Genomic DNA, 25,365 nt, shown 5'->3' with positions numbered 1-25,365 from the left:
GGCCTTCCATGACTGACGAAATGGTGCGGGCGGACGACCGCGCCCACGTCTTCCACTCCTGGTCGGCCCAGGGCCTGATCAACCCGATGCCGGTCAAAGGCGCACTGGGTTCCTACTTCTGGGACTACGACGACAAGCGGTATCTGGACTTCTCGTCGCAGCTGGTCAACGTCAACATCGGCCACCAGCACCCTCGGCTCGTCCAAGCGATCCAGGAGCAGGCAGCCAAGCTGTGCACGATCCAGCCCGCGTTCGCCAACGACAAGCGCGGCGAGGCGGCCCGCCTGATCAGCGAGCTCGCCCCCGGGCCGCTCAACAAGGTGTTCTTCACCAACGGCGGCGCCGAGGCCAACGAGAACGCGATCCGGCTCGCCCGCGGCCACACCGGCCGGCAGAAGATCCTGTCGACCTACCGCAGCTACCACGGCGGCACGACCACCGCGATCGCCGCGACCGGTGACCCGCGACGGTGGGCCAACGAGAACACCGCCGTCGGCCTGGTGCATTTCTGGGGCCCGTACGCGTACCGCTCGCCCTTCTATTCCGAGACGCCCGAGCAGGAGACCGAGCGGGCCCTGAAGCATCTGCGCGACACGGTCGTCTTCGAGGGCGCCGGCACGATCGCGGCCGTTCTGCTGGAGACGGTCGTCGGCACCAACGGCATCCTCGTGCCTCCGCCCGGCTATCTGCAGGGCGTCCGCCAGATCTGCGACGAGTTCGGGATCGTGTTCATCGCCGACGAGGTGATGGCCGGATTCGGGCGCTGCGGTGAATGGTTCGCCGTCGACCGCTGGGGCGTCACTCCGGATCTGATCACCTTCGCCAAGGGGGTCAACTCCGGTTATCTGCCGCTCGGCGGCGTCATCATCTCGGACGAGATCGCCGCGACGTTCCGGGAGCGCCCGTTCCCCGGTGGTCTGACGTATTCCGGCCATCCGCTGGCTTGCGCGTCGGCCGTCGCCTCCATTGAGATCTTCAAGGAGGAGGGAATCGTGGAGCACGCCCGGGCGATCGGGGATGACGTGATCGCGCCGGGGCTGGCCGAGCTGGCCGAGAAGCACCCGAGCGTGGGCGAGGTCCGTGGCCTGGGCGTCTTCTGGGCGATCGAACTCGTGCGGGACCGCGCCACCCGCGAGCCGCTCGTGCCGTTCAACGCCTCCGGCAGCGCCGCCGGGCCGATGAACGAACTGGCCGCGGCCTGCAAGGAGCGGGGGCTGTGGCCGTTCACCCACTTCAACCGGGTGCACGTCGCGCCGCCCTGCACGGTCACCGAGGACGAGGTTCGGGAGGGTCTGTCGATCCTCGACGATGCCCTGGCGGTGGCTGACAGGTATTACGCGGGATAACACAGGATTGCGTGGCGTCGGCGGTCGATGAGCGCCGATTCCGTTTCAGGTTTGGAAAATAGTTTCGGATTCCCTTGTCTTCAGTCCTTCGCGTGTGTCAGTGTCTCGCAGTCGTTTGTGTGGGAGCTGTCACAAGCCCTCTCCTGGAGGTCCTATTCCGTGAGCGCCGCGCTGCCCGTTCTGCGTAACTTTGTCGGTGGCGAATACACCCAAACCGCAGATGGCGTCACCTCCGAGGTGATCGATCCGAGCACCGGGGAGGCGTACGCGCTCGCGCCGGTCTCCTCCGAGGCGGACGTGGAGGCGGCGATGGCCGCGGCGGGGGCCGGCTTCGAGGCGTGGCGCGACGCCACCCCGTCGGAGCGGCAGCGCGCGATGTTGCGGATCGCCGACGCGGTCGAGGCCCGGGCCGACGAGATCATCGCGGCCGAGTGCCGGAACACCGGCAAGCCGGTCGAGGCGACCCGGGCCGAGGAGATGGGACCGCTGCTGGACGAGCTCCGCTTCTTCGCGGGCGCGGCGCGGATCCTGGAAGGCAAGTCGGCGGGGGAGTATCTGCGCGACCACACGTCGTACGTCCGGCGTGAGCCGATCGGCGTGTGCGCGCAGATCACCCCGTGGAACTATCCGATGGTCATGGCGGTGTGGAAGTTCGCCCCGGCCATCGCGGCCGGCAACTCGGTGGTGCTCAAGCCCTCGGACACCACCCCGGTCACCACCCTGCTGCTGGCCGAGATCGCCGCCGAGTTCCTGCCGCCGGGCGTGCTCAACGTGGTCTGCGGCGACCGCGACACCGGCCGGGCCGTGGTCGCGCACCCGGCGCCGCAGCTGGTCTCGATCACCGGCTCGACCCGGGCCGGGATGGAGGTCGCGGTCTCGGCCGCCGCCGACCTCAAGCGGGCCCACCTCGAACTGGGCGGCAAGGCGCCGGTCATCGTGTTCGACGACGCCGACATCGCCGCCACCGCTTCTTCCATTGCCCAGGCGGGTTACTTCAACGCCGGTCAGGACTGCACCGCCGCGACCCGGGTGCTCGTGCACGGCCGCGTCGCCGCCGACTTCACCGACGCCTTGGCCGAGGCCGCGCGCAGCACCAAGGTCGGGGCGCCCAGCGACACCGACGCGTTCTTCGGCCCGGTCAACAACGCCGGCCAGCTCGCCCGGGTGCAGGGCTTCCTCGACCGCGCACCCGACCACGCGAGCATCGTGGCCGGCGGCAAGCGGATCGGCGAGCGTGGCTACTTCCTCGAGCCGACCGTCGTGGCCGGCCTGCGGCAGCGCGACGAGATGGTCCAGGACGAGGTCTTCGGCCCGGTCATCACGGTGCAGGAGTTCGACGACGAGGACGCCGCGGTCCGCTGGGCCAACGACGTCCGGTTCGGGCTCAGCGCGAGCGTCTGGACCCAGAACCACGGGCGCGCGATGCGGGTGTCGCGCCGGCTGGACTTCGGCGCCGTCTGGATCAACACGCACCTCCCGTTCGTCTCGGAGATGCCGCACGGGGGCTTCGGCCACTCCGGCTACGGCAAAGACCTTTCGATGTACGGGTTCGAGGAGTACACCCGGATCAAGCACGTGATGAGCTACCTCGGCTGACCCCGTCCCCTGACAGAGCCCACCGCGAAGAGGAACGCCATGAGCACCCCCCAGCACAGCGCCGTACGCTCCCGGTCGGCGTCCGGTGACACCCCGGCCATCGAGTTCGTCGGCGTGAACAAGAACTACCTGTCGCACGGCGAGACGGTGCCCGCCGTCAAGCGCACCGACCTGGCGATCGGCCAGGGTGAGTTCTTCTCGCTGCTGGGCCCGTCGGGGTGCGGCAAGACCACCACGATGCGCATGATCGCGGGCTTCGAGGAGCCCACCGCCGGTCAGGTGCTGCTCGACGGCAAGGACGTCACCGGCGTGGCCGCGAACAAGCGCGACGTCAACATGGTGTTCCAGTCGTACGCACTCTTCCCGCACCTCAACACGTACCAGAACGTCGCCTTCGGCCTGGAGCGCAAGAAGGTCGCCAAGAACGAGATCGGCCGCCGGGTCGGCGAGATCCTCGAGATCGTGTCGCTGACCGGCATGGAGAAGCGCGCGCCGCGCGAGATGTCGGGTGGCCAGCAGCAGCGGGTCGCGCTGGCCCGGGCCCTGGTCAACCGGCCGCGGGCGCTGCTGCTGGACGAGCCGCTGGGCGCCCTCGACCTCAAGCTGCGCCAGCAGATGCAGATCGAGCTCAAGCGCATCCAGCGCGAGGTCGGCATCACCTTCGTCTACGTCACCCACGACCAGGGTGAGGCGCTGACCATGTCGGACCGGATCGCGGTCATGAACGCCGGCGTGATCGAGCAGCTGGGCTCGCCCCGCGAGATCTACGAGCGGCCCGCGACCCGCTTCGTGGCCGGCTTCATCGGCACGTCGAACCTGGTCGACGGTCACGTCGAGCGGGTCGAGGGCGGGCTGGCCCTGATCAGCTACACCACACAGGACCGGGTCGTCGTCCCGGTCGGGCCGTCGGTGCGTACGGGCGACAAGCTCGAGGTGTCGATCCGCCCGGAGAAGATCGACCTCCACCGGGGGGTGCCGCCGGTCACGGCCACCGGAGGCAGCGTGCTGTCCGGGACAGTGACGGAGGTCGTTTATCACGGAACCTCAACGAATTACACCGTTTCCACCGCGGCCGGCGCGGATTTCACAGTCTTCGATCAAAATGCTTCGAACGCCGACGATCTTGCGGATCGCGGCGATCGTGTCTACCTCACCTGGGCCCCCCAGCACTCATACATGATCGGAGTCTGAATGTCCGCGTCGAACTTCTCCGACCCCTCCCTCCTCCGTGGTCTGACCCAGCGTCGCTTCGGTCGTCGGGACGCGCTTCGGCTCTCCGGACTCGCCGCCCTGGGCGGCGCCCTCGCCGCCTGCGGCGTGCAGGGACAGGGCACGCAGGCGCCCGCCAGCGCCGAGCCCGACGCCGTGGCCAAGTTCTGGAACGGCAAGACCAAGAACAACACGTTGCGGTTCGCCAACTGGCCGCTCTACATGGACCCCAAGCAGCCCGAGCTCAAGGCGTTCACCACCAAGACCGGCATCAAGGTCAAGTACGACGAGGTCATCCAGGAGATGGGCCCCTGGTTCGCCAAGGTGCAGCCGCAGCTCTCGGCGGGCCAGGACATCGGCTACGACCTGATGGTCATCACCAACAGCTTCCAGTTCACGCAGTTCCGCGACTCGGGCTTCCTGGCGCCGCTCGACCACTCGAAGCTGCCGAACTACGCCAAGAACGCCGGGGCCGCGTACAAGAAGGAAGCCTTCGACCCGGGCAACGCCTACTCGATCCCGTGGGCCTCGGGCATGACCGGCATCGCGTACGACGAAAGCCGGACCGGCCCGATCAAGGGCCTGGCCGACCTGTGGGACCCGAAGTTCAAGGGCAAGGTCGGCATGTTCTCCGACGTCCAGGAACTCGGCAACTTCGGTCTGCTCGCGGTGGGGGCCGACCCGGCCAAGTCCACCGAGGAGGACTGGGAGAAGGCGGCCGACCACCTCAAGAAGCAGAAGTCCGACGGCATCGTCCGCAACTACTACGACCAGAGCTACATCGAGGCTCTGGGCAGCGGCGAGGTCTGGCTCACCCAGGCGTGGTCGGGCGACATCTTCCAGAAGAACATCTCCGACGGGACGAACTTCAAGTTCATCATCCCCGAGGAGGGCGGCACGATCTGGACCGACAACATGACGATCCCGGTCACCGCCACCAACCCGGTCGACGCGATCACGCTGATGGACTACTTCTACGAGGTCGAGAACGCCGCGACCATCGCCGAGTACATCAACTACGTCTGCCCGGTCCCGGCCGCGCAGCCGGTCATCCGCCAGCACGCGGGCAAGCTGACCGGTGAGGACAAGGACGCCCTGCTCGACGTCGCGGACTCCAAGCTGGTGTTCCCGACCGCCGCGGAGTACGCGAAGCTGCACTACTACGTCGCGTTCGAGGCCACGTCCGAGCAGCAGAAGTTCCAGAAGACCTTCGAACCTATCGTGCTGGGATGACATGAACCGCGTAAAGAACAAGATCGCGCCCTACCTGCTGGTTCTGCCCGGCGCGGTCTGGCTGCTGATCTTCTTCGCGGTGCCGATGGTCGCGATGTTGTCGCTCTCCCTCCAGGAGGGCGACATCGTCCACGGCTACCGCTTCACCGGCCACTGGCAGACGTACACGGAGGCCATCTCCAACTACGACACCCAGATCATCCGGTCGCTCATCTACGGCGCCATCGCGACGCTCGTACTGATCGTGCTGGCGTTCCCGGTGGCATACTGGATCGCCTTCTACGGCGGCCGGCGCAAGCCGACCTACCTCTTCCTGGTCCTGCTGCCGTTCTTCGTCTCGTTCGTGCTCCGGACGATCTCGTGGCGGCAGATCCTGACCGACGAGGGGCCGTTGCTGAGCCCGCTGCGCGACATGGGCCTGATCGGGCAGTCGTTCCACATCCTCGGCACACCGACCGCGGTGATCCTCGGGCTGGTCTACAACTTCCTGCCGTTCATGGTGCTGCCGATCTACGTGGCACTGGAGCGCATCGACCCGCGCGTGGTCGAGGCGGCGCGGGACCTGTACGCCAACCCGGCCACCACGTTCCGCAAAGTGATCTTCCCGCTGGCCCTGCCCGGTGTCTTCGCCGGCGTGCTGATGACGTTCGTGCCGGCCAGCTCCGACTACGTCAACTCCGAGGTGCTGGGCAGCTCGGACACCACCATGATCGGTCAGGTCATCCAGGCCCAGTTCCTGGAGAACTCCGACTACCCGACGGCGTCGGCGCTCTCCTTCGTGCTGATGCTCGTGCTGCTGATCGGCGTGTTCACGTACGCCCGCATCCTCGGCACCGAGGACGTCATGAAGGTGGCCGCGCGATGACGACAACCATGCAACGGCCCTCGCCGGAGACGGTCGAGCAGGCCGCGAAGATCAAGCCCAGGCGGCGCATCACCGGGCCCGGCCTGCTCCACACGTGGACCTGGCTGATCATCGCCTGGCTCGTCCTGCCGATCGTCGTGATGATCGCGTTCGGGTTCAACGACACCCCGGGCCGCTACAACCAGACCTGGGTCGGGTTCACGTTCAAGTGGTACGGCCGCCTGTTCGAATACCCCGACCTGACCAACGCCCTGATCACGTCGATCGTCATCGCGATCGTGGCCAGCCTGCTCTCGGGCGCGCTGGGCACGGGCATCGGCTACGCCCTGGGCCGCTACCGTTTCCGCGGTTCCGGCTCGCTCAACCTGATCATGTTCGCGACGATGTCCTCGCCCGAACTGATCATGGGGGCGTCGCTGCTCAGCCTGTTCGTGTCGGCCGGCGCCGGCCTGGGCCCGGTGACGATCACGATCGCGCACGTGATGTTCTCGATCTCGTTCGTGGCCGTCGTCGTGCGGGCCCGGGTGATGACCCTGGACCGCTCGATCGAGGAGGCCGCGGCCGACCTGGGCGCCGGCCCGTGGACCACGTTCTGGAAGGTCACCTTCCCGATCATCCTGCCCGCGATCTTCAGCGGCGTGCTGCTGGCGTTCGCGCTGTCCATCGACGACTTCATCGTCACCGCCTTCACGGCGGGCACCACCAAGACGTTCCCGCTGTGGATCTGGGGCGCCACCCGCGTCGGCATCCCGCCGCAGGTCAACGTCATGGGCACGCTCATCTTCGCGGTCGGCGTGTTCTTCGCGCTGGTCGCCAACATCCGGTCGTCGAGCAAGAGTAAGCGGGACTGATAACTCGTGCCTTCTTCGTTGAAGGACGCGCTCACCGAGCCGTACTGGCTCGCCCAGGCGGGGGCTCCGGCCCCCGCCGCCCCGCTCGACGGGCTCGACACCACCGATCTGGCGGTGGTCGGGGCCGGATACAGCGGTCTGTGGACGGCCCTGATGGCCAAGGAACGCGACCCCGGCCGCGACGTGGTGGTGATCGAGGCCGGGACCGCGGGCTGGGCGGCATCGGGTCGCAACGGCGGGTTCTGCGCCGCGTCGCTGACCCACGGCTACGCCAACGGCGCCGGCCGCTTCCCGGGCGAGATCGACCGGCTCGAGGCGATGGGCCGGGCGAACCTCGACGAGATCGCGGCCACCGTCGCGCGCTACGGCATCGACTGCGATTTTTCCCGTACGGGGGAACTGAGCGTTGCCACCTCGCCCTGGCAACTGGCCGCGATGCGCGCGGAACTGCGCCCCGGTGAGGAACTGCTGGATCGCGAGCAGGTGCGGGCCGAGGTCGACTCACCCACGTACGTCGGTGGGGTCTGGGACCGTGACGGCTGCGCCATGATCGACCCGGCGCGTCTGGTCTGGGGTCTGCGTTCGGCGTGCCTGTCGCTGGGCGTGCGCTTCTACGAGCAGTCCCCGGTGGAACGTCTCGAACCGCACGGCGCCGGCATGCGCCTGCACACCTGGCGGGGACGCCTCGACGCGGCTCAGGTGGCGCTGGCCACCGGCGCCCACGGCCGGTTGCTGCGCCGGTTGAGCCACTTCGTGGTGCCGGTCTACGACTACGTGCTGATGACCGAGCCGCTGTCGGACGCCCAGCTGGCGTCGCTCGGCTGGCGTAACCGGCAGGGCATCGGCGACTCGGCCAACCAGTTCCACTACTACCGCTTGACCGCCGACAACCGCATCCTGTGGGGCGGCTATGACGCGGTCTACTACAACGGCGGCCGCATCGACCCCGCCCAGGACCAGCGCGAGGCCACGTTCGAGCTGCTGGCGGACCACTTCTTCCAGACCTTCCCGCAGCTGGAGGGCCTGCGCTTCACCCACAAGTGGGGCGGCGTGATCGACACCTGCAGCCGTTTCAGCAGCTTCTTCGGCACCGCGCACGGAGGCCGGGTGGCGTACGCGGTCGGCTACACCGGCCTGGGCGTGGGCGCGACCCGTTTCGGCGCCAACGTGATGCTCGACCTGCTCGGCGGCGTCCCGACCGAACGCACGTCGCTGAAGATGGTGCGCAGCAAGCCGGTGCCGTTCCCGCCGGAGCCGGTGCGCTCGGGCGTGATCCAGTTGACGCGCTGGTCGATTGCCCAGGCCGACCGCAACGCGGGGCGCCGCAACCTGTGGCTGCGCACGCTCGACAAGGTGGGCCTGGGCTTCGACTCCTGACAGACTCGGGCGTTATCCACACTCCCGCGTTGTCCACAGGGGTGCCCGCGAAGATCGGCCCTTTCTGCCAGGCTGGGACTTAGGGTGGGGGTCCCCCTGGCAGGGCGGGCAATGCGGTAGGTCAGCTCTACATGCGTTATCCACAACTCCGTGAGCCAGCATCCCCAAGATCCGAACTTTCCGGCACACTTCGGCGGTCGTGAGGTCCAGGGAAGGGGTGGGTCGTGAGAGCCGGCGAAGTAGTTGGCGACGGCGTCCGAGGTCGGACTAAGCTGTTAGCTAACCGCGGAGGTGATGTCATGTCGAGCGAGCCGCAGCATTTCAACATGCATGAGGCAAAGACCCACCTCTCACGCATCATCGAGCGCGTAGAGAGCGGTGAAGAGATCATCATCGACCGCGCCGGCGTGCCGGTGGCCAAGGTGGTGCCGCTGGTACGGCGAGTCAACCGAACCGGAATCGGGTCGCTGGCCGGTCAGGTCGATCTCTCGGGCGACTGGGACTCCCCTCAGACCAATGCTCAGATCGCCGCCGACTTCGAGCCCGAGTGATGATGGGCATTCTGCTGGATACTCACATCGCACTGTGGGCCGCTACCGGTAACGCGACGCTGGACAGCGCCTTTCTCGACCGACTGCGCCATGATCCAGACGTGTTTCTTTCTCCGATCAGCCTGTGGGAGATCACCATCAAGCAGTCGACCGGCAAACTGAGCGGACCGGTTGATCTCGCCGAGCGTATCCGCGACATCGGTTTCCAGCCGTTGCCGGTTACTCACGGACATGCGATCGCGGCGGGACGGCTTCCGCCGCACCATCGCGATCCGTTCGACCGGATGCTCATCGCTCAGGCTTCGACCGAGAGGCTGACCCTGGTCTCCCGCGACGCAGCGATGCGTCTCTACGACGTCGACCTGCTGGCGATGTGATCAGAGGGGGACGCCAGTGAGGACCATGACGCGGGGCTCGGTGTAGTCGTCCATAGCGCTGGCCACGCCCTCGCGGCCGGAACCACTGGCCTTCACGCCGCCGTAAGGCATCTGGTCGGCCCGGAAACTGGGGACGTCGCCGATGATCACGCCGCCCACCCGCAACCGGCGGGACGCCTCGAAGGCCAGGTCGAGCCGCCGGGTGAAGATGCCCGCCTGCAAGCCGAAGGCTGAGTCGTTGATGGCGGCCAGCCCGGCCTCGTCCGAGTCGACCGGGGTCAGCACCAGCACCGGGCCGAAGACCTCGTCGGCGTTCACGCGGGCCGATGACGGCACGTCGGTGAGCACCGTGGGGGCGACCGTCGTGCCTTCGCGGGTGCCGCCGGTCAAGACGCGGGCGCCGGCCGCCACGGCCTCGTCGATCCACTGCACGATGCGCTCGGCGGCGCGGGTGTCGATCACCGGGCCGACGTCGGTCGCCTCGTCGCGGGGGTCGCCGGTGCGAAGGGCGGCCACCGCTTCGAGCAGCAGGGGAGTGAACTCGTCGAGGCGGGAACGGTGCACCAGCACGCGCTGGACCGCGATGCAGCTCTGCCCGGCCTGGTAGTTGCCGAACGTGGCGACGCGCTGGGCGGCGGTGGCCAGGTCGGGCCAGTCCTCGCAGACCAGGGCAGCCGCGTTGCCGCCGAGCTCCAGCGTGACGTGCTTGCGGGGCACCGCGTCCTGGATCAGCGCGCCGACCGGGCCGCTGCCGGTGAACGACACCACCGGCAGGCGCGGGTCGGCGACCAGGGTGGCCATGCGCTCGTTGGGGACGGGCAGGACCGAGAACATCCCGTACGGGAGGTCGAGGTCCGCCATGATCTCGCCCAGCAGCAGCGCCGTCAGGGGAGTGGCGGGCGCCGGCTTGACGATGATCGGGGCACCGACGGCGAGCGCGGGCGCGACCTTGTGGGCGACCAGGTTGAGCGGGAAGTTGAAAGGCGCGATTCCCAGTACGGGCCCCCGCGGCACCCGCCGTACGAGGGCGATCCGACCGGCCGCGGCGGGGTCGGTGTCCAGCCGCTGCAACTCGCCGGATAAACGGCGGGCCTCCTCGGCCGCCCAGCGGAACGTCGACACGGCCCGCGCGACCTCGGCCCGGGCCCACTTGACCGGTTTGCCGTTCTCGGCGGTGATCAGGGCGGCGAACTCGCCGGCGCGACGGCCGATCTGGCGGCTGATCTCGTCGAGGGCGCCGGCCCGCTCGGCGGCGGTCAGGGCCGCGGCGGCGCCGGTGGCCGAGACCGCGGCGGCGACCGCCTCCTCGACCTGCTCCTCGGTGGCGTGGGAGGTCTCTCCGACCACCTGCGTGTCGTACGGGTGACGGACGGTGAGCAGGTCGGCGCTGGTGGCCGGCTTCCCGGCGACGAAGAAGGGGATCACGGCCCGGAGCGTACCCGCAGATGTAACGCGGAAATAGTTGTCGGGCCTCTTGCATGCGACGGAATCAGTGAAATGATCGGGGCCTGAAGCCTGAAGGAGTTGAGTCATGCCCACGTCGGCCGAGTTGCACAAGCGCCGGGCCGCGGTCGTCGCCCGCGGGGTCAGCAGCATGATCCCGTCCTACGTGAGCAGCGCCGCGGGCGGCACGATGACCGATGTGGACGGGCGCGAGTGGATCGACTTCGCCGCCGGCATCGCCGTCACGAACGTCGGCAACGCCGCCCCCAGGGTCGTCGAGGCGGTCCGGGCTCAGGTCGAGCGCTTCACCCACACCTGCTTCATGATCGCCCCGTACGAGCAGTACGTGGCGGTCTGTGAGGAGCTGGCCGCGCTCACTCCGGGTGACTTCGAGAAGCGCTCGGCGCTGTTCAACTCGGGCGCCGAGGCCGTCGAGAACGCGGTCAAGATCGCGCGGCACGCCACCGGGCGGCAGGCGGTCGTCGTGTTCGACCACGCCTACCACGGCCGCACCAACCTGACGATGGCCCTGACCGCCAAGGTGATGCCCTACAAGCAGGGCTTCGGCCCGTTCGCGGGCGAGATCTACCGGGTCCCGATGTCCTATCCGCTGCGCGACGGCCGCGGCGGGGCGGAGGCGGCGGCGTACGCCATCGGGCAGATCGAGAAGACGGTGGGCGCGAGCAACGTGGCCGCCGTGCTGATCGAACCCATCCAGGGCGAGGGCGGTTTCGTCGTTCCCGCCGAGGGGTTCCTGCCGGCCATCGCGGCCTGGAGCAAGGCGGCCGGAGCGGTCTACATCGCGGACGAGATCCAGACGGGCTTCTGCCGTACGGGGGAATGGTTCGCGTCGTCGCACGAAGGTGTCGAACCCGACCTGATCACGACGGCCAAGGGCATCGCCGGTGGGCTGCCGCTGGCCGCGGTGACCGGCCGCGCCGAGATCATGGACGCCGTGCACCCGGGTGGGCTCGGGGGCACGTACGGGGGAAATCCGATCGCCTGCGCCGCCGCGCTCGCCTCGATCGAGACGATGCGGGAGCTCGACCTGGCCGCGGCCGCCCGCCGCATCGAGTCGATCGCCCGGCCCCGGCTGGAGGCCCTGGCCGCCAAGCACCCCTCGATCGCCGAGGTGCGCGGCCGCGGCGCGATGCTGGCCCTCGAGGTCGTGATACCCGGCGAGGACGGCCCGGCCGGCCCGGCGCCGGATGCCGCAACCACCGCCGCGGTCGCGAAGGCCGCGCACGAGCTGGGTCTGCTCCTGCTCACCTGCGGCACCTACGGCAACGTGATCCGGCTGCTGCCGCCGCTGATCATCTCCGACGAGGAGCTCGATCGCGGACTCACCTTGCTCGAACAAGCCTTCTCCGCCGTTTAAGAAATCAGGAGCCCCCCGTTGAGCGACCTTCAGTCACCCGACTACGAAAAGCTGTCCGGCGCCGCCCGCGACCACCTGTGGATGCACTTCACCCGGCTGTCGTCCTACCAGAAGGCCGAAGTCCCGATGATCGTGCGCGGCGACGGCTGCTACGTCTGGGACTCCAAGGGCCGGCGCTACCTCGACGGCCTGTCCGCGCTGTTCGTCGTGCAGACCGGCCACGGCCGCCAGGAGCTGGCCGAGGCCGCCGCCAAGCAGGCCGGTGAGCTCGCGTACTTCCCGATCTGGTCGTACGCCCACCCCAAGGCCGTCGAGCTGGCGGCCCGCCTGGCCGACCTCACCCCGGGCGACCTGAACCGGGTCTTCTTCACCACCGGCGGCTCCGAGGCCGTCGAGTCGGCCTGGAAACTGGCCCGCTCCTACTTCAAGCGCACCGGCAAACCGACCAAGACCAAGGTGCTGTCGCGCAACATCGCCTACCACGGCACCTCGATGGGCGCACTGTCGATCACCGGTATCCCGGCCCTGAAGCAGGACTTCGAACCGCTGGTGCCGTCGACGTTCCGGGTGCCCAACACCAACTACTACCGCCGCCCCGACGAGAACATGTCGCTCGAGGAGTTCGGCGTGTGGGCGGCCGACCGCATCGCCGAGGCCATCGAGTTCGAGGGCCCCGACACGGTTGCCGCGGTCTTCCTCGAGCCGGTGCAGAACGCGGGCGGCTGCTTCCCGCCCCCGCCCGGATACTTCCAGCGGGTCCGCGAGATCTGCGACCGGTACGACGTCCTCATGGTCTCGGACGACGTGATCAGCGGCTTCGGCCGGCTGGGCGAATACTTCGGTGGTCAGCGGTACGGCTACACGCCCGACATCATCACCGTCGCCAAGGGCCTGACCAGCGGTTACGTTCCGCTCGGGGCGATGATCGCGTCGGAGCGGCTGGCCGAGCCGTTCCTCGAGGGCACCAACTGGTTCGCCCACGGCATCACGTACGGCGGTCACCCCGTCGGCTCCGCGGTCGCGCTGGCCAACCTGGACATCATGGAGCGCGAGAACCTGAACGGGCACGTGCGCGACAACAGCGACCTGTTCCGGTCCTACCTCGACCGCCTGTCCGACCTGCCGATCGTCGGCGACGTGCGCGGCGACGGCTACTTCTTCGGCCTGGAACTGGTGAAGGACAAGGCCACCAAGGAGACGTTCAACGAGGAGGAGTCGGAGCGGCTGCTGCGCGGTTTCCTCTCGTCGGCGCTGTTCGAGGCCGGGCTCTACTGCCGCGCCGACGACCGCGGTGACCCGGTCATCCAGCTCGCGCCGCCGCTGATCGCGGGCGAGGCCCAGTTCGCCGAGATCGAGCAGATCCTGCGTTCGGTGCTGACCGAGGCCTCCAACCGGCTCTGACTTCGGGTTTTCAGGCTTCAGCGGTACGGCGTAGCGCGCCGTGCCGCTGTTGCCACATCCCGGCCAGGACGGTCGCGACCAGCAGCACGGTGACGGCGATGACGGCCAGGATCGGCTCCAGCGACTCGACGAAGCCGAGCCCGGCCACGAACGGGATGACTGCGCTGGGCCACGGCCAGGCCGCGTGCCAGTCGCCGGACGTGCCCCACATGACCACGGCCAGCCCGGCCAGGAACAGCGCCACCCCGCCGTGCAACGCCCAGCGTCCGGAATCGTCGAGCGCGCCCGCCGGGTGCACGATGAACTGCTCGATGCCCACGGCGGCGATGGCCAGGCCGACGATCAGCGGCAGATGCCCGTAGATGTACGCGTCGGCGACGCCGTTCTCCTGGTCCTCGCCGTCCTCGACCAGCTCCCGTTTGCCGGCCGCCCCGCCGAGGTCGAAGTAGATCCACCACAGCCCCGCGACCGCCGCGAAGGCGACCAGGGCCGAGATCACCGACGAGGCCACCCAGTGCTGCTCGTGCACGCCGACCGCGACCGACCGCACCGACTCGCCCAGCACCAGGATCACGAACAGCGCGAACCGTTCCGGCAGATGGTCGAGGTGCAGCGGCACGTTGTCGCCGAGCCGCGTGGCGACGAGCGGCGCGACCGCCTCGACCAGGATTCCGGCGCCCCACAGCAGGTAGCGCGGCATGCCGTCGAGCGGTAGCGACGCCGCCCAGAGCAGGGTGGCGGCCCCGGCCCCGGCGATGTAGACGGCGATCGTGTGCCGGGCGTCGGGCACGTGCCGCCACGCCCGCGCGTAGAGCAGAAGCAGGATGACGCGTGTGGCGAGGTAGCAGAGCGCGAACTGGGTGCTCTCACTGCCGGTGGCGGCCTGGGCCGAGGCGGCCATCCCGATCACGGCGCCGGCCGCCGCCAGCTTGGCGAGCCGATAGACGACGTCGTTGGTGTCGAACCGGTTGGCGTACAGGGTGGTGGTGACCCACGACCACCACGTGACGATGAGCAGGGCCGCGAAGACGCCGGCCCCGCCCGGGCTGAGATTGCCCGTGAACGACTGCGCCAGCTGATCGATGACCAGCACATACGCGAGGTCGAAGAAGAGCTCCAGCCGCGAGGCGCCACGTTCGGGTTCCGTACGGAGTCGCGGTGGCCTGATCAGAGGAGCGGGCCGGTCGTCGGTCGTCACCGGACGTCAGTTCCCGCCTTGCCGCACTTTTACGCCCCACACCGCCGCCCGCCGTGGGCGAGCGCCCGGGCCGTACGATCCGGCGAATGTTCCCCTCTGAGGTGGTTGCAACCAACCGGTTGGTTCTACGGCCGTTCGCGATTGCCGACGCGGCCGCCGTCGTGGACGGCTGCTCGGACGGGGAGACACAGCGCTGGCTTCCGATGCCGCGCCCGTTCACGCCCGCGGTGGCTGAGGGCTGGTGTTCGGGTGGCGCCGAGCAGCTGCGCCTGGACGGGGACGGCGTGCAACTCGCGATCGCCGACGCCGCCGACGACCGGCTGGTCGGGGGTGTCTGTCTGAAGAAGACCTCGTGGGTACGGGGTTACACCGAGATCGGCTACTGGATGCGCCCCGGGTTGCGGGGGCGGGGGTTCGCCGCCGAGGCCACGGCCGGGCTCGCCCGGTGGGGGCTCGGGCATGAGCGCATCCACCGGGTCGAGCTGACCGCGGCCACCGGCAACATCGCCTCGCAGCGGGTCGCCCTCAAGGCCGGGTTCACGTTCGAGGGCGTGGCCCGCAGCGCCGGCTACACCCACACCGGGCGGGTTGATCTGCGGGTGTACTCGCTGGTCCGCGGGGATGTTTGAATCAGCGCCGCTGCTTCGACATCCACTGCCAGATGTGCTGGCCGTTCTGGGCCGGGTCGTTGCGGGCCACGTAGATCCACGACCAGTGCCCCGCGTACTGGTACCCGTTCCAGATCACGTGGTCGTACAGGGTCAGCCGGGACCCGGGGATCAGGTCGTGGGCGTGAATCGTGTTGGGCGCGGGCGGCACGGTCGTGTCGTCGCGCGAGGTGACCAGCCAGGTCGGGGTGGAGATCGCGGCCAGGTCGGCGTCGGTGATCAGGCGCGGGCCGTTCGGCTGCAGCGACTGCACCACCCCGCAGATCGGGACCGACGCCGCGAACAGATCGGGGTAGGCGACCGTCATCTCCATCGACATGTACCCGCCGTTGCTGCATCCGACGACGTAGATGCGCTCCTTGTCGACGGGGTGACGCCGTACGAGGTCTTGGATGATCTGGAGGATCTGCGGCGCGAACCGGGGGCCGTCCTCCATCCAGAACGACTGGCTCTGCGGGGCCACCACGTAAGCACCGTCGAAGATGCGCTGCGCCTCAGCGGTGGCGAAACCGAGCGCGCCCCGGTTGGCCCGCAGCGTGGTCTCGTTGTCGTAGTAGTTGTCGGGCAGCGACGCGCCCTCGCCACCGCCGTGCAGCCACACGACGAGCGGGCGCTCGCCGCGGCCCCGGCGGTGCGGTTCGTAGAGCCGGTACTTCATGCCGGACCGCGACACGCCGTACGAGAAAGCGTCGACCTCGGGATTGGCGAGCCGTCCTTGCCGGAACTCCTGGATCTTCACCGTACGGCCGTCGCGCAGCACCAGCGGCGAGTTCTGCGTGATCGTGTAGACGAGGTCGAGCTGGACGTTGCGCCCCTTGCTCGCGATGTAGCCGAGCGTGCCGCCGCCGACCTTGCCTTCCGCGTACTCGAGCTTCAGCACGATGTCGCCGTGCCGGTCGAGGGTGGCCGAGGTGACCGCGCGGTCGAGGTCGTACTCGCTGTAGATCTGGTCGCCGGGCGCGAGGGGGATCGGGCTGGTGGCCTTGGCGTGCACGGAGAAGCTGCCGGTGGTCAGGCTCGACGGGTTGATCCGGCCGAGCCGGGACGTCTGGAGGGTGACCGAGGTGACCTGTTCGCCGCCGTCGAGCACGTCGGCGTTGAGCTCGAACGAGACGCGGGTTCCCGGGTGTCCGCCACCGCCGGCCTGGGCGGCTGCTCCGGGGAGGGCGAGTCCGGCGGCGGCGCCGGCGCTCACGGTGAGAACGGTGCGACGGCTGATCGGCGTGGCCATGGGGACTCCTTTGTTTCGGCTTCCTTTCGACCTCATTACAACGATGCTGGTCTATCACAGAATGCATCGACCACGGAAGCGGATGTGTCGACGGCGGGCCTCAGAATGATCGTGTGGACGATGCTCTGTGGACGGCCTACCGGCGCGGCGAGAAGATCAAGACCGAGTTACCCGTACGGGGTGAGGAACTGCGCCGCCTCCTGCTCAGCGCACCCGCGCCCGACGAGGGTCATCAGGCGGCCCTGCGTCTGCACGGCTCGACTGTCGAGGGCCCGCTCGACCTCACCGACGCCACGGTCGACGTCCCGGTCACCTTCGACGACTGCACGTTCACCGACACCCCGGTCCTCGACGGCCTGACCGTCCCGGCCCTGCGGCTCACCGGCTGCCACCTGCCCGGCCTGCACGCCGAACGCCTGCAGGTGGCCCGCAACCTGACCCTCACCGGCACCACCCTGACCGGCGCGGCCCGGCTGCGCGACGCCGTCATCGGCACCGGCCTCGACCTGGACCGCGTCCGCGTCCTCCGTGACGTCGACGTCCCGCTGAGCCCCGGCGACGAGATGCCGCCCGAGCACGTGGCCGTCGACGCCCGCGGCGCCCGGATCGGCGGCGACCTCACCGCGGCCGGGCTGACCTGGAGGGGCGCGCTGCTGCTGGGCCTGACCCGGGTCGAGGGCATGCTCTCGATGCCCGGCGCCACCTGCGGCAACGGCCTCCTGCACGCGCCCAGCCTGGCCGCCCGCGGCTTCTACGCGACCGACGGCTTCCGCCTGACCGGCGTGCTCAACCTGCCCGCGGCCACCATCGACGGCCCCCTCGAACTGCCGGGCGCCGAGGTCACCGAGCTGAGCGCCTGGGGCATCACCGTCACCGGCTCGGTCGTGCTGGCCCAGGCCCGGGTCGCCGAGGCGGTCACCCTGCAGGGAGCCGAGCTCGGCGCCGGCCTGCACGCCACCGGGCTCGCGGCCGGCCGTCTCCAGGCGTCCCGGGCCGAGATCCGCGGCGACCTGGTGCTGGCCGACGCCCGCTTCGACGGCATGGTCATGATGCGGGGCACCCGGGTCGGCGGCACGGTCGTGCTGCGCGACGCCGAGCTCGGCGAGCATGGGGGAGTGTCGCTCAAGGCGGACGGCCTGGTCGCGTTCGAACTGCTGCTGGAGTGCGCCACCCCGCCCGGCACCGTCGACCTGCGTCACGCCGTCGTCGAGCTGCTGGCCGACACCACCGCGGCTTGGCCGCAGCGACCCCTGCTGACCGGCTTCACCTACCGCCAGCTGCGGCGCGACATCGCGGTCGGCGAGCGGCTCGAAGTGTTGCGCCGGGCCACGCCGACGGTCGAGCCGCAGCCGTACGAGCAACTGGCCGCCGCCTACCGGGCCGCCGGCCGCGACCGGGACGCCCGCCGGGTGCTGCACGAGAAGCTGCGCCGCGAGTCGCACGGTGGCGGGCTTCCGGGCCGGCTCTGGGGCCTCCTGCAAGACCTTTCCCTCGGGTACGGGTACCGCCCCGGCCGAGCCGCCGCCATCTTCGCGGTCCTGCTGTTGCTCGGCACCGTCTGGTTCGCGGCGACGGCCGACTGCGCCGGGGCAGCCGGCCTGTGCGCCATCAAGGCGGACGAGCACCCGGCCTGGGACCCGTTCCTCTACACCCTCGACCTGCTGGTGCCGCTGGTCGACCTGGGCCACGAGAAGGCGTGGGACCCGGTCGGACCCGACAAGGTGGTGTCGGTGGCCCTGATCGTAAGCGGCTGGATCTTCGCCTCGGTCGTGGTCGCCGCCGCGGGCCGCGCCCTCAGCCGTTCATGACCACGCGGGCCGCCCGCCAGGTTGTCCCACTTCACGCCGGGCCGGTCGTTCACCGCGAACCGCGACAGCCCTGGACTGCGTCGTTCGATGGGCGTAGCTCGTCCACAGCCGGGGAGCAGCGGACTTGACAGCGGGAGTGCCCGTCCACAGGCGGGAGCGGCCGGACTTGACAATCCGGTAGCGTCGGCCCCATCTCCCCTGGGCGGGCGGGGGAGGCGGTGGCCGTACGGCAGGGTAGGTTTTTGATCTGTGACGCAACGGCAGCGACTGCACGTCGGGTGTGCGCAGTGGACGCACAAGGCGTGGGACGCCGGGCCGGAGAAGCTCCGGTCGTACGCGGAATCGTGCAACGCGGTTGAGGGCAACACGACCTTCTACGCGACGCCGGCCCGTGAGACCGTGGCCGGCTGGGCCGACCAGACGCCGCCCGACTTCCGCTTCGTCCTGAAGTTTCCGCGCCTGGTGACGCACGAGTCGCGGCTGGCCGGTGGCGACGAGGCCAAGCGCCTCTTCCTCGACGCGATCGAGCCGCTCGGCCCCCGCATCCACGCGCTGTGGATCCAGCTCCCCGGCTCGTTCGGCCCGTCCGACCTGCCGGCCCTCGAACGCTTCCTGCGTCAGGCGCCGGGCGATTTCCGGTACGCCGTCGAGGTCCGCCACCGCGCCTTCGCCGACGAGCCGGCGCCGCTGGAGGACCTGCTGGCCGCCCATGACGCCGAGTGGGTCCCGTTCGACACGAGCGTCATGTTCGCGAGCCCGCCGACCAGCGACGCCGAGCGCGATGCGTGGACCAGGAAACCCCGTCTTCCCGTACGCCCCCACGCCCTCACCAACCACCCGATCATCCGTTATCTGGGCCGCGACGACCCCGCCCGTACGGTGGAAGGCTGGCAACGCTGGCTCCCGGTGGTGGCCCGCTGGTTGCGCGAGGGCCGGTCCCCGACGGTCTTCGTCCACACACCCGACAACGCCGACGCGCCCGCGCTGGCCCGCCGCTTCCACGCCGAGGTGGCCGCGCTGGTCCCCAGCCTCGAACCGCTGCCCGAACCACAGCCCACGACCCTGTTCTGAGGCCGCTGATCAGATCCGGCCACGATGATCGGGCGGCGGACAGGGCCGGTCGACCAGGCTTGATCGCGAAGGGAGGCCGTCGTGATCACGGGACTCAACCGCCTGGTCGACCTCGTCGAACAGCACCTCGGCGAGGAGCTCGACGTGGCCGCGTTCGCCCGGTCGCTCGGCACCACCGAGTACCACCTGCGGCGCATGTTCTCGTCACTGGCCGGGATGCCGTTGTCGGAGTACCTGCGCCGGCGCCGCATGACGATGGCCGCGGCCGACGTCGTACGGGGTCATCCGGACCTGCTCGGCATCGCCGTGCGCTACGGCTACGGCTCGTCCGAGGCGTTCGGCCGGGCGTTCCGGGCCGTGCACGGCGCCGCCCCCGGTGACGTCCGCCGTGACGGTGGCCCCCTTCGCACACAACCGCAGCTCAGGTTCCGCCTGACCGTCGAAGGGAGCAACCCCATGGACACCCGCATCGCCGAGCGCCCCGCGTTCCGGCTGGCCGGCCACGCCGTACGCGTCCCGCTCATCCACCGCGGCGTCAACCCGCACATCCAGCAGCACGTGGCCTCGTTGCCGCCGGCCGAGCACGACCGCCTCAAGGCCCTCTCCGACACCGATCCCGCGGGCCTGCTCGCGGTGACCGACGACGCCGCCCCCGACGCGGCCGAGGGCACCGAACTGACGTACCTGCACGGGGTCGCCGTCACCGCAGACACGTCGGTCGCGGAAGACCTGGACACGATCGAGGTGCCGGCCGGTCAGTGGGCGGTGTTCCGCAGCAGCGGCGCCTACCCGCAGACCCTGCAGGACACGTGGGCCGCAACCGCCTCCGAGTGGTTCCCGTCGAACCCGTGGCGCCTGCGCCCCGGCCCGTCGATCGTCGCCATCATCGACCGCGCCGCCGACTTCACCACGGCGACGTCCGACCTGTGGCTCCCGGTCGAGCCTGCCTGATCGCAAAAACGGCGGTCGGGCCAACCTGATCGTGAAAGCGGCGGCCGGGCCCGCCTCAGCCGGTCTTGGCGGTCTTCGACGACGTCAGGACCCGGCTGAGGTCGCCCGAGCTGACCGACAGCCCCCAGCCCACGGTGGTCGACACGAGTTTCGCCTTCATGACCGTCGTCTTCGTGCCGTCGGGGCACGGCTGGCCCACGGTCGGGCCCACCGACGTCCCCGAGATGCCGAAGCGGGGGCCGGTCAGCCAGAAACCGACGAGCTTCCCCGCGTACGCCTTCCCGCCGCGCTCCTTGTCGTTCAGCGCGGCGTCGAACAGTTCGTACCGGCCGAACTCGCGGTGATGGGCCACCGGGAAGGTCCGGGCCGCGCAGGTGACCGAGTAGGTGTCGTCGGTCCAGAAGTCGTGGTTGAAGACCAGCCCGGCCGCCTTGGTCTTGAGCGTGGCGTCGGTCCAGCCGAACGCCTTGATCAGGTCGCTCGACCCGACGAACCCCTTATTGGTCTCGGGGTTGTAGGTCACCGCGGCTCTCGCCGGACCGCCGACCGCGATTCCCGCGGCACAAACCGCTCCAGCGACAACGACCCGCACCAGCGCCCGCATGTTTCCGACCCCCTTGTGACGTTTTCTCCTGACTCCTAACGATCATTCCCGCCGGACGACCCTGCCCGCCGCGAAACAACCAGGTCCGTCGGGGCTCAGCCGGCGGCGACCGGCAGAGTGACCGCGAAGACGCTGCCCCCGGCCGGGACGGGCGTGGCCGAGACTGAACCGCCGTGGGCGTCCACAATGGCCTTGGTGATGGCCAGCCCCAGCCCCGTACCCTTGGTGCCGTTGCGGACCGCGTTGCTCGCGCGGAAGAAGCGGTCGAACAGCCGGTCGTACTCGTCGGCGGGAATGCCGATGCCGGTGTCGGAGACCGCGATGACGGCGTCGCCCTCCTCGTCCGCGGTCAGGTGGGCCGTCACCGAGACCGTGCCGCCGGTGGGCGTGTACTTCACGGCGTTGGTCACCAGGTTGTCCAGCACCTGACGCAGCCGTACGGGATCGGCGTGCACCGGCAGGTGGCGCGGCACCTCGAGCGTCAGCGTCAGCCCCTTGGCGTCCGCGGCCGACTGCTGGGCCTGGACCGCCTCGCGCACCAGGCGGGCAGCCGAGATCGGCTGGGGGTCGATGTGCATCTGGCCGGCCTCGAGGCGGGCCAGGTCGAGCAGGTCGTCGACCAGGTGCTGCATGTGCGCCGAACGCCGGTCGATCACCTCGGCCAGGCGCCGCTGCTCGGCGCTGAGCTGCGGATCGTCGAGCAGGGTCTCGCTGTAGCTGCGGATCGCCCCGAGCGGGTTGCGCAGCTCGTGGCTGACCATGCCGACCATCTCCTCGCGGCTGGCCGCCAGCCGGGCCTGGGTCGCGGCCAGGTTGAGCGCCAGCTCCTCGGCGCGGCGCCGTTCCATGTGCCGGCCCAGGTGCGCGCAGACGCCGTCGAGCAGGTCGAGCACCTCGGGGTCGGGCTCGACCGGTACCGCCGTGAAGAACAGCAGCACACCGAGGATCTTCTCGTCCGAGCGCACGGGCACACCGATCGCGCTGTGCAGGCCGGCCGCCCGGATCTGAGTCGCCCGGAGCACCGTACGGGGGTCATCGAGCACTTCCGGGATCCACACCTCGGCGCCGGTGGCCCAGACGTGACCGGCGATCCCCACGCCGCGCCGCACGAGCGGGGGCCGCGGCGTGAGACCGTGCCCGGGCGCGGCCCAGCTGCCGACCCGGATGATCGTGTCGGACAGGTCGTCGGCCTGCCAGAACTCGCCGAGCGCCCAGCCCATCCCGGCTCCGACCGCCGCCACCGTACGGTCGGCCGCCTCCCCGGCACTGTGCGCGTCGGCCAGCCCGCGGGCCACGGCCAGCCGCAACTCGCGGAACGTCTCGGTACGCCGCTGCTCGGTGATGTCGTGCATCGCCACCACCGCGCCCAGCCGGCGGCCGTCCGGCGTCTCCAGCGGGCGCGCGTTGACCTGGAAGCGTCGCTCCGGACCGCCGTCGCGGCGGATCACCATCTCGGCGTGGTCGACGCGCTTTCCCCCGTACGCCTGGGCCAGCGGGATCTCCTCGGCGGCCAGCGGCGTACGGCCGTCGGGCCCGAACATGTCGTACGCGCGTGACCAGTCCTCGGGCGGCAGGTCCTCGCTGACCCCGCGGCCGTGGATGTCGCGCAGCGCCTGGTTGAACAGCGTGAGCCGGCCGTCCTCGTCGCAGGCGCCGACCCCGGTGTCGAGGCTGTCGAGCAGCGCCTGCAGGAACGCCCGCTCGTGCTCGAGCTGGCGGCGCTCGGACTGCCGGTCGCTGATGTCGTGCAGGAACGCGTGGAAGCCGCCCTCGACCTGCAGCAGGCTCATCTCGACCGGGAACTCGCGGCCGTGGCGGTGCCGGGCGACCAGCTCGACCCGCCGCCCCACCATCGTCGAGGGACCGCCGCTGTGCAGCCGGGCCAGCCCCGCCGCGTGGGCGGCGACGAACCGCTCGGGGATGACCAGGTCGGCCACCGGGCGGCCCACGGCCTCGGCCGCCGAAAAGCCGAACAGCTGCTCGGCCGAGGTGTTCCAGCCGGTCACCACCCCATAGACGTCGATCGCGACGTGGGCGTCGGGCGCGTTGTCGAGCATCCCGCGCAGCCGCGTCGCCGTGGCGGCCAGCTCCCGCCCGTGGCCGCGCAGGGCGATCTCGGTCTCGGCGGCCGCCGCCAGGTCCTCGACCAGCAGCAGGTCGCGTGGTTCCCAGTCGCGGGGGCGGTCGTCGAGCACACCGAACGCGCCGAGCGGGTAGCCGTCGGGACTGCGGATCGGAAAGCCCGCGTACGCGATGACGCCGTCACCGACCGCTGGATGGCCCGTGACCCGGTCGTCGGTGCGGGCGTCGCTGATCATCAGGGCGGCGTCGGTGTCCACGACCAGCGTGCAGAACGTGTGGCCGGGGACGCTGCCGGTGTGTCCCACGACGACGCGCCGGTCCGACCCGACCAGCGACACCACGGCCGTCGAGGCGCGCAGCTGGTGGGCGGCGGCCCGGGCGAGGCGGTCGAGCGACGGGTAGGCGGCGCCGTCGAGCATGCCGGTCTCGCGCAGGCGGCTCAGGCGGGCGGCGTCGGTCAGCCGGCCGTCCGCACCGGTCGCGCCCGCTGTCGGCCCCACTCCTTCCGCTTCGGCCATCTGCCGACCGGGCTGAGCCGGAATGCGGAACTCGTCATCCACACCTCTTGTCAGCGACGGAATCAGTGGAAGGATGGCACCCGAACAGTGGAGATCCTGCGTCTGGAGACCATGTGACCGCCAAGACCGTGCTGCACAACTTCATCGGCGGCGAGTCGGCCGCGCCCGCCGAGGGACGATACGAGGACCTGATCGACCCGGCGACCGGCGAGGTGTTCGCGTCCGCCCCGGTGTCCGGCCGGCCCGACGTCGACCGGGCCATGCAGGCCGCGTCGACCGCGTTCGAGTCGTGGCGCAACACCACCCCCAGCGAGCGGCAGCAGGCGCTGCTCAAGTTCGCCGACGCCGTCGAGGCCAAGGCCGGCGAGCTGGTCAAGGCCGAGTCGCAGAACACCGGCAAGCCGCTCGGCCTGACCGCCAGCGAGGAACTGCCCCCGGCGGTCGACCAGATCCGGTTCTTCGCGGGCGCCGCGCGGCTGCTCGAGGGCCGCTCCGCCGGTCAATACCTGGCCGGCTTCGAAAGCTACGTGAGGCGCGAGCCGGTCGGGGTGTGCGCGCAGGTCACGCCGTGGAACTACCCGCTGATGATGGCCGTCTGGAAGCTGGCGCCGGCGATCGCGGCCGGCAACACGGTCGTGCTCAAGCCGTCCGACACCACCCCGGTCACCACGGTCATGCTGGCCGAGATCGCCGCCGAGTTCCTGCCGCCGGGTGTGCTCAACGTCGTCGTCGGCGACCGTGACACCGGCCGCGAGCTGGTCACCCACAAGACCCCGCAGATGGTGTCGATCACCGGTTCGGTCCGGGCCGGCATGGAGGTCGCCTCGGCCGCGTCGGCCGACCTCAAGCGCACCCACCTCGAGCTGGGCGGCAAGGCCCCCGTCGTGATCTTCGACGACGCCGACATCGCGGCCGCGGCCGAGGCCATCGCGGTCGGTGGCTATTTCAACGCCGGCCAGGACTGCACCGCCGCCACCCGGGTGCTCGCCTCCCCGCGGGTCTACTCCGACTTCGTGGCCGCGCTGGCCGAGCAGGCCAAGAACACCAAGACCGGCGCCGCCGACGACGAAGACGTGCTGTTCGGCCCCCTGAACAACAGCCGCCAGTTCGACCGCGTCTCCGGCTTCGTCGACCGCTTGCCCGACCACGCCGCACTGAACGCAGGTGGGGCGCGGGTCGGCGACCGCGGCTACTTCTACGCGCCCACCGTAGTCTCGGGTCTCCGGCAGACCGACGAGGCCGTCCAGGACGAGATCTTCGGCCCGGTCATCACGGTCCAGCAGTTCACCGACGAGGACGAGGCGGTCGCCTGGGCCAACGGCGTCGAATACGGCCTGGCCTCCTCGGTCTGGACAAAGGACCACGCCCGAGCGATGCGCATGACACAGCGCCTCGACTTCGGCTGCGTATGGGTCAACTGCCACATCCCGCTGGTGGCCGAGATGCCCCACGGCGGCTTCAAGCACTCCGGCCACGGCAAGGACCTTTCCGTGTACGGCCTGGAGGACTACACCCGCATCAAGCACGTCATGCACAGCCTCGGCTGACCCAATCTCGTGGGGGTGGTTGGCGGACCACCCCCACGCTCAGTTCCACCGTTCCCAGAG

21 protein-coding genes are annotated in these 25,365 nt (G+C 70.0%); 16 read left to right on the top strand and 5 right to left on the bottom strand.

The features are described 5' to 3' along the window. Positions 1-8: 8 nt before the first annotated feature. The 9 genes from JIG36_RS30080 to JIG36_RS30040 all read left to right on the top strand — a co-directional run bounded on the left by JIG36_RS30080 (position 9) and on the right by JIG36_RS30040 (position 9,405). Positions 9-1,346 (top strand): aspartate aminotransferase family protein, encoded by a 1,338-nt coding sequence (locus JIG36_RS30080; RefSeq protein WP_203379759.1) that lies wholly within the window; start codon positions 9-11, stop codon positions 1,344-1,346. Positions 1,347-1,505: 159 nt separating this feature from the next. Then, positions 1,506-2,942 carry a gamma-aminobutyraldehyde dehydrogenase gene (locus tag JIG36_RS30075; RefSeq protein WP_307872963.1) on the top strand — a complete coding sequence of 479 codons (1,437 nt, stop codon included), beginning with the start codon at positions 1,506-1,508 and terminating at the stop codon, positions 2,940-2,942. 39 nt (positions 2,943-2,981) lie between these two features. Further along, positions 2,982-4,133, top strand: a complete 1,152-nt coding sequence (locus tag JIG36_RS30070) for an ABC transporter ATP-binding protein (RefSeq protein WP_203379757.1) — start codon at positions 2,982-2,984, stop codon at positions 4,131-4,133. Continuing rightward, positions 4,134-5,384, top strand: a complete 1,251-nt coding sequence (locus tag JIG36_RS30065) for a polyamine ABC transporter substrate-binding protein (RefSeq protein WP_203379756.1) — start codon at positions 4,134-4,136, stop codon at positions 5,382-5,384. A 1-nt stretch (position 5,385) separates the two neighbouring features. Beyond that, positions 5,386-6,249, top strand: a complete 864-nt coding sequence (locus JIG36_RS30060; protein WP_203379755.1) for an ABC transporter permease — start codon at positions 5,386-5,388, stop codon at positions 6,247-6,249. After that, positions 6,246-7,100 (top strand): ABC transporter permease, encoded by an 855-nt coding sequence (locus JIG36_RS30055; protein ID WP_203379754.1) that lies wholly within the window; start codon positions 6,246-6,248, stop codon positions 7,098-7,100. The genes JIG36_RS30060 and JIG36_RS30055 overlap by 4 nt, the downstream gene beginning before the upstream one ends. A 6-nt stretch (positions 7,101-7,106) precedes the next feature. Further along, complete coding sequence (locus tag JIG36_RS30050; RefSeq protein WP_203379753.1) at positions 7,107-8,477, top strand: NAD(P)/FAD-dependent oxidoreductase; 1,371 nt, start codon at positions 7,107-7,109, stop codon at positions 8,475-8,477. 299 nt (positions 8,478-8,776) lie between these two features. Next, the gene (locus JIG36_RS30045) at positions 8,777-9,028 is read left to right on the top strand and encodes a type II toxin-antitoxin system Phd/YefM family antitoxin (RefSeq protein ID WP_203379752.1); all 252 of its coding nucleotides are present in this window, start codon (positions 8,777-8,779) and stop codon (positions 9,026-9,028) included. A gap of 2 nt (positions 9,029-9,030) precedes the next feature. Then, complete coding sequence (locus tag JIG36_RS30040; RefSeq protein WP_203379978.1) at positions 9,031-9,405, top strand: type II toxin-antitoxin system VapC family toxin; 375 nt, start codon at positions 9,031-9,033, stop codon at positions 9,403-9,405. Here the strand turns inward: JIG36_RS30040 and JIG36_RS30035 are convergent, their stop codons facing one another. After that, positions 9,406-10,830, bottom strand: a complete 1,425-nt coding sequence (locus JIG36_RS30035; protein ID WP_307872962.1) for an aldehyde dehydrogenase family protein — start codon at positions 10,828-10,830, stop codon at positions 9,406-9,408. A 106-nt stretch (positions 10,831-10,936) separates the two neighbouring features. Here JIG36_RS30035 and gabT point away from each other — a divergent pair, with 106 nt between their 5' ends. Further along, positions 10,937-12,226, top strand: coding sequence for a 4-aminobutyrate--2-oxoglutarate transaminase (gene gabT, locus JIG36_RS30030; RefSeq protein ID WP_203379750.1), 1,290 nt, complete (start codon positions 10,937-10,939; stop codon positions 12,224-12,226). Between the two features lie 18 nt (positions 12,227-12,244). Further along, a complete protein-coding gene (locus tag JIG36_RS30025) occupies positions 12,245-13,627 on the top strand; it encodes an aspartate aminotransferase family protein (RefSeq protein WP_203379749.1) in 1,383 nt (460 codons plus the stop codon). A 10-nt stretch (positions 13,628-13,637) separates the two neighbouring features. On the opposite strand, the gene JIG36_RS30020 is transcribed toward JIG36_RS30025, so the two are convergent. Next, a complete protein-coding gene (locus JIG36_RS30020; protein ID WP_203379748.1) occupies positions 13,638-14,825 on the bottom strand; it encodes a low temperature requirement protein A in 1,188 nt (395 codons plus the stop codon). Between the two features lie 86 nt (positions 14,826-14,911). Here JIG36_RS30020 and JIG36_RS30015 point away from each other — a divergent pair, with 86 nt between their 5' ends. Continuing rightward, on the top strand, positions 14,912-15,454 hold the full coding sequence (locus tag JIG36_RS30015) for a GNAT family N-acetyltransferase (protein WP_203379747.1): 543 nt from the start codon (positions 14,912-14,914) through the stop codon (positions 15,452-15,454). A 1-nt stretch (position 15,455) separates the two neighbouring features. On the opposite strand, the gene JIG36_RS30010 is transcribed toward JIG36_RS30015, so the two are convergent. Then, positions 15,456-16,724, bottom strand: a complete 1,269-nt coding sequence (locus tag JIG36_RS30010; protein ID WP_203379746.1) for a carboxylesterase family protein — start codon at positions 16,722-16,724, stop codon at positions 15,456-15,458. Positions 16,725-16,837: 113 nt separating this feature from the next. On the opposite strand from JIG36_RS30010, the gene JIG36_RS30005 reads away from it, so the two are divergent. The 3 genes from JIG36_RS30005 to JIG36_RS29995 all read left to right on the top strand — a co-directional run bounded on the left by JIG36_RS30005 (position 16,838) and on the right by JIG36_RS29995 (position 20,554). Further along, positions 16,838-18,532: a hypothetical protein gene (locus JIG36_RS30005; RefSeq protein ID WP_203379745.1), complete on the top strand. Its 1,695-nt coding sequence runs from the start codon at positions 16,838-16,840 to the stop codon at positions 18,530-18,532. Between the two features lie 249 nt (positions 18,533-18,781). Beyond that, positions 18,782-19,603, top strand: a complete 822-nt coding sequence (locus JIG36_RS30000; protein ID WP_203379744.1) for a DUF72 domain-containing protein — start codon at positions 18,782-18,784, stop codon at positions 19,601-19,603. Between the two features lie 81 nt (positions 19,604-19,684). Continuing rightward, positions 19,685-20,554: an AraC family transcriptional regulator gene (locus tag JIG36_RS29995; RefSeq protein WP_203379743.1), complete on the top strand. Its 870-nt coding sequence runs from the start codon at positions 19,685-19,687 to the stop codon at positions 20,552-20,554. Positions 20,555-20,609: 55 nt separating this feature from the next. Here the strand turns inward: JIG36_RS29995 and JIG36_RS29990 are convergent, their stop codons facing one another. Both JIG36_RS29990 and JIG36_RS29985 read right to left on the bottom strand, forming a co-directional pair. Beyond that, entirely contained in the window at positions 20,610-21,077 is a 468-nt protein-coding gene (locus JIG36_RS29990; protein WP_203379742.1) for a hypothetical protein, read from the bottom strand. A 176-nt stretch (positions 21,078-21,253) separates the two neighbouring features. Next, the gene (locus JIG36_RS29985) at positions 21,254-23,800 is read right to left on the bottom strand and encodes an ATP-binding protein (protein WP_203379741.1); all 2,547 of its coding nucleotides are present in this window, start codon (positions 23,798-23,800) and stop codon (positions 21,254-21,256) included. 71 nt (positions 23,801-23,871) lie between these two features. On the opposite strand from JIG36_RS29985, the gene JIG36_RS29980 reads away from it, so the two are divergent. Next, positions 23,872-25,305 (top strand): gamma-aminobutyraldehyde dehydrogenase, encoded by a 1,434-nt coding sequence (locus JIG36_RS29980; RefSeq protein ID WP_203379740.1) that lies wholly within the window; start codon positions 23,872-23,874, stop codon positions 25,303-25,305. Positions 25,306-25,365 lie beyond the last annotated feature (60 nt).

The organism is Paractinoplanes ovalisporus, from assembly GCF_016834655.1.
GTDB lineage: Bacteria > Actinomycetota > Actinomycetes > Mycobacteriales > Micromonosporaceae > Actinoplanes > Actinoplanes ovalisporus.
The sequence above is the reverse complement of the archived record's forward strand: the minus strand, read 5'-3'. Positions and strand labels throughout refer to the sequence as shown.

What these genes read in the sequence shown, in the direction of transcription:
- JIG36_RS30010 (WP_203379746.1), bottom strand. Translation starts at nt 16,724, where the DNA reads ATGGCCACGCCGATCAGCCGTCGCACCGTTCTCACCGTGAGCGCCGGC.
- JIG36_RS30070 (WP_203379757.1), top strand. Translation starts at nt 2,982, where the DNA reads ATGAGCACCCCCCAGCACAGCGCCGTACGCTCCCGGTCGGCGTCCGGT.
- gabT (WP_203379750.1), top strand. Translation starts at nt 10,937, where the DNA reads ATGCCCACGTCGGCCGAGTTGCACAAGCGCCGGGCCGCGGTCGTCGCC.
- JIG36_RS30060 (WP_203379755.1), top strand. Translation starts at nt 5,386, where the DNA reads ATGAACCGCGTAAAGAACAAGATCGCGCCCTACCTGCTGGTTCTGCCC.
- JIG36_RS30080 (WP_203379759.1), top strand. Translation starts at nt 9, where the DNA reads ATGACTGACGAAATGGTGCGGGCGGACGACCGCGCCCACGTCTTCCAC.
- JIG36_RS30040 (WP_203379978.1), top strand. Translation starts at nt 9,031, where the DNA reads ATGGGCATTCTGCTGGATACTCACATCGCACTGTGGGCCGCTACCGGT.
- JIG36_RS30055 (WP_203379754.1), top strand. Translation starts at nt 6,246, where the DNA reads ATGACGACAACCATGCAACGGCCCTCGCCGGAGACGGTCGAGCAGGCC.
- JIG36_RS30015 (WP_203379747.1), top strand. Translation starts at nt 14,912, where the DNA reads ATGTTCCCCTCTGAGGTGGTTGCAACCAACCGGTTGGTTCTACGGCCG.
- JIG36_RS30045 (WP_203379752.1), top strand. Translation starts at nt 8,777, where the DNA reads ATGTCGAGCGAGCCGCAGCATTTCAACATGCATGAGGCAAAGACCCAC.
- JIG36_RS30065 (WP_203379756.1), top strand. Translation starts at nt 4,134, where the DNA reads ATGTCCGCGTCGAACTTCTCCGACCCCTCCCTCCTCCGTGGTCTGACC.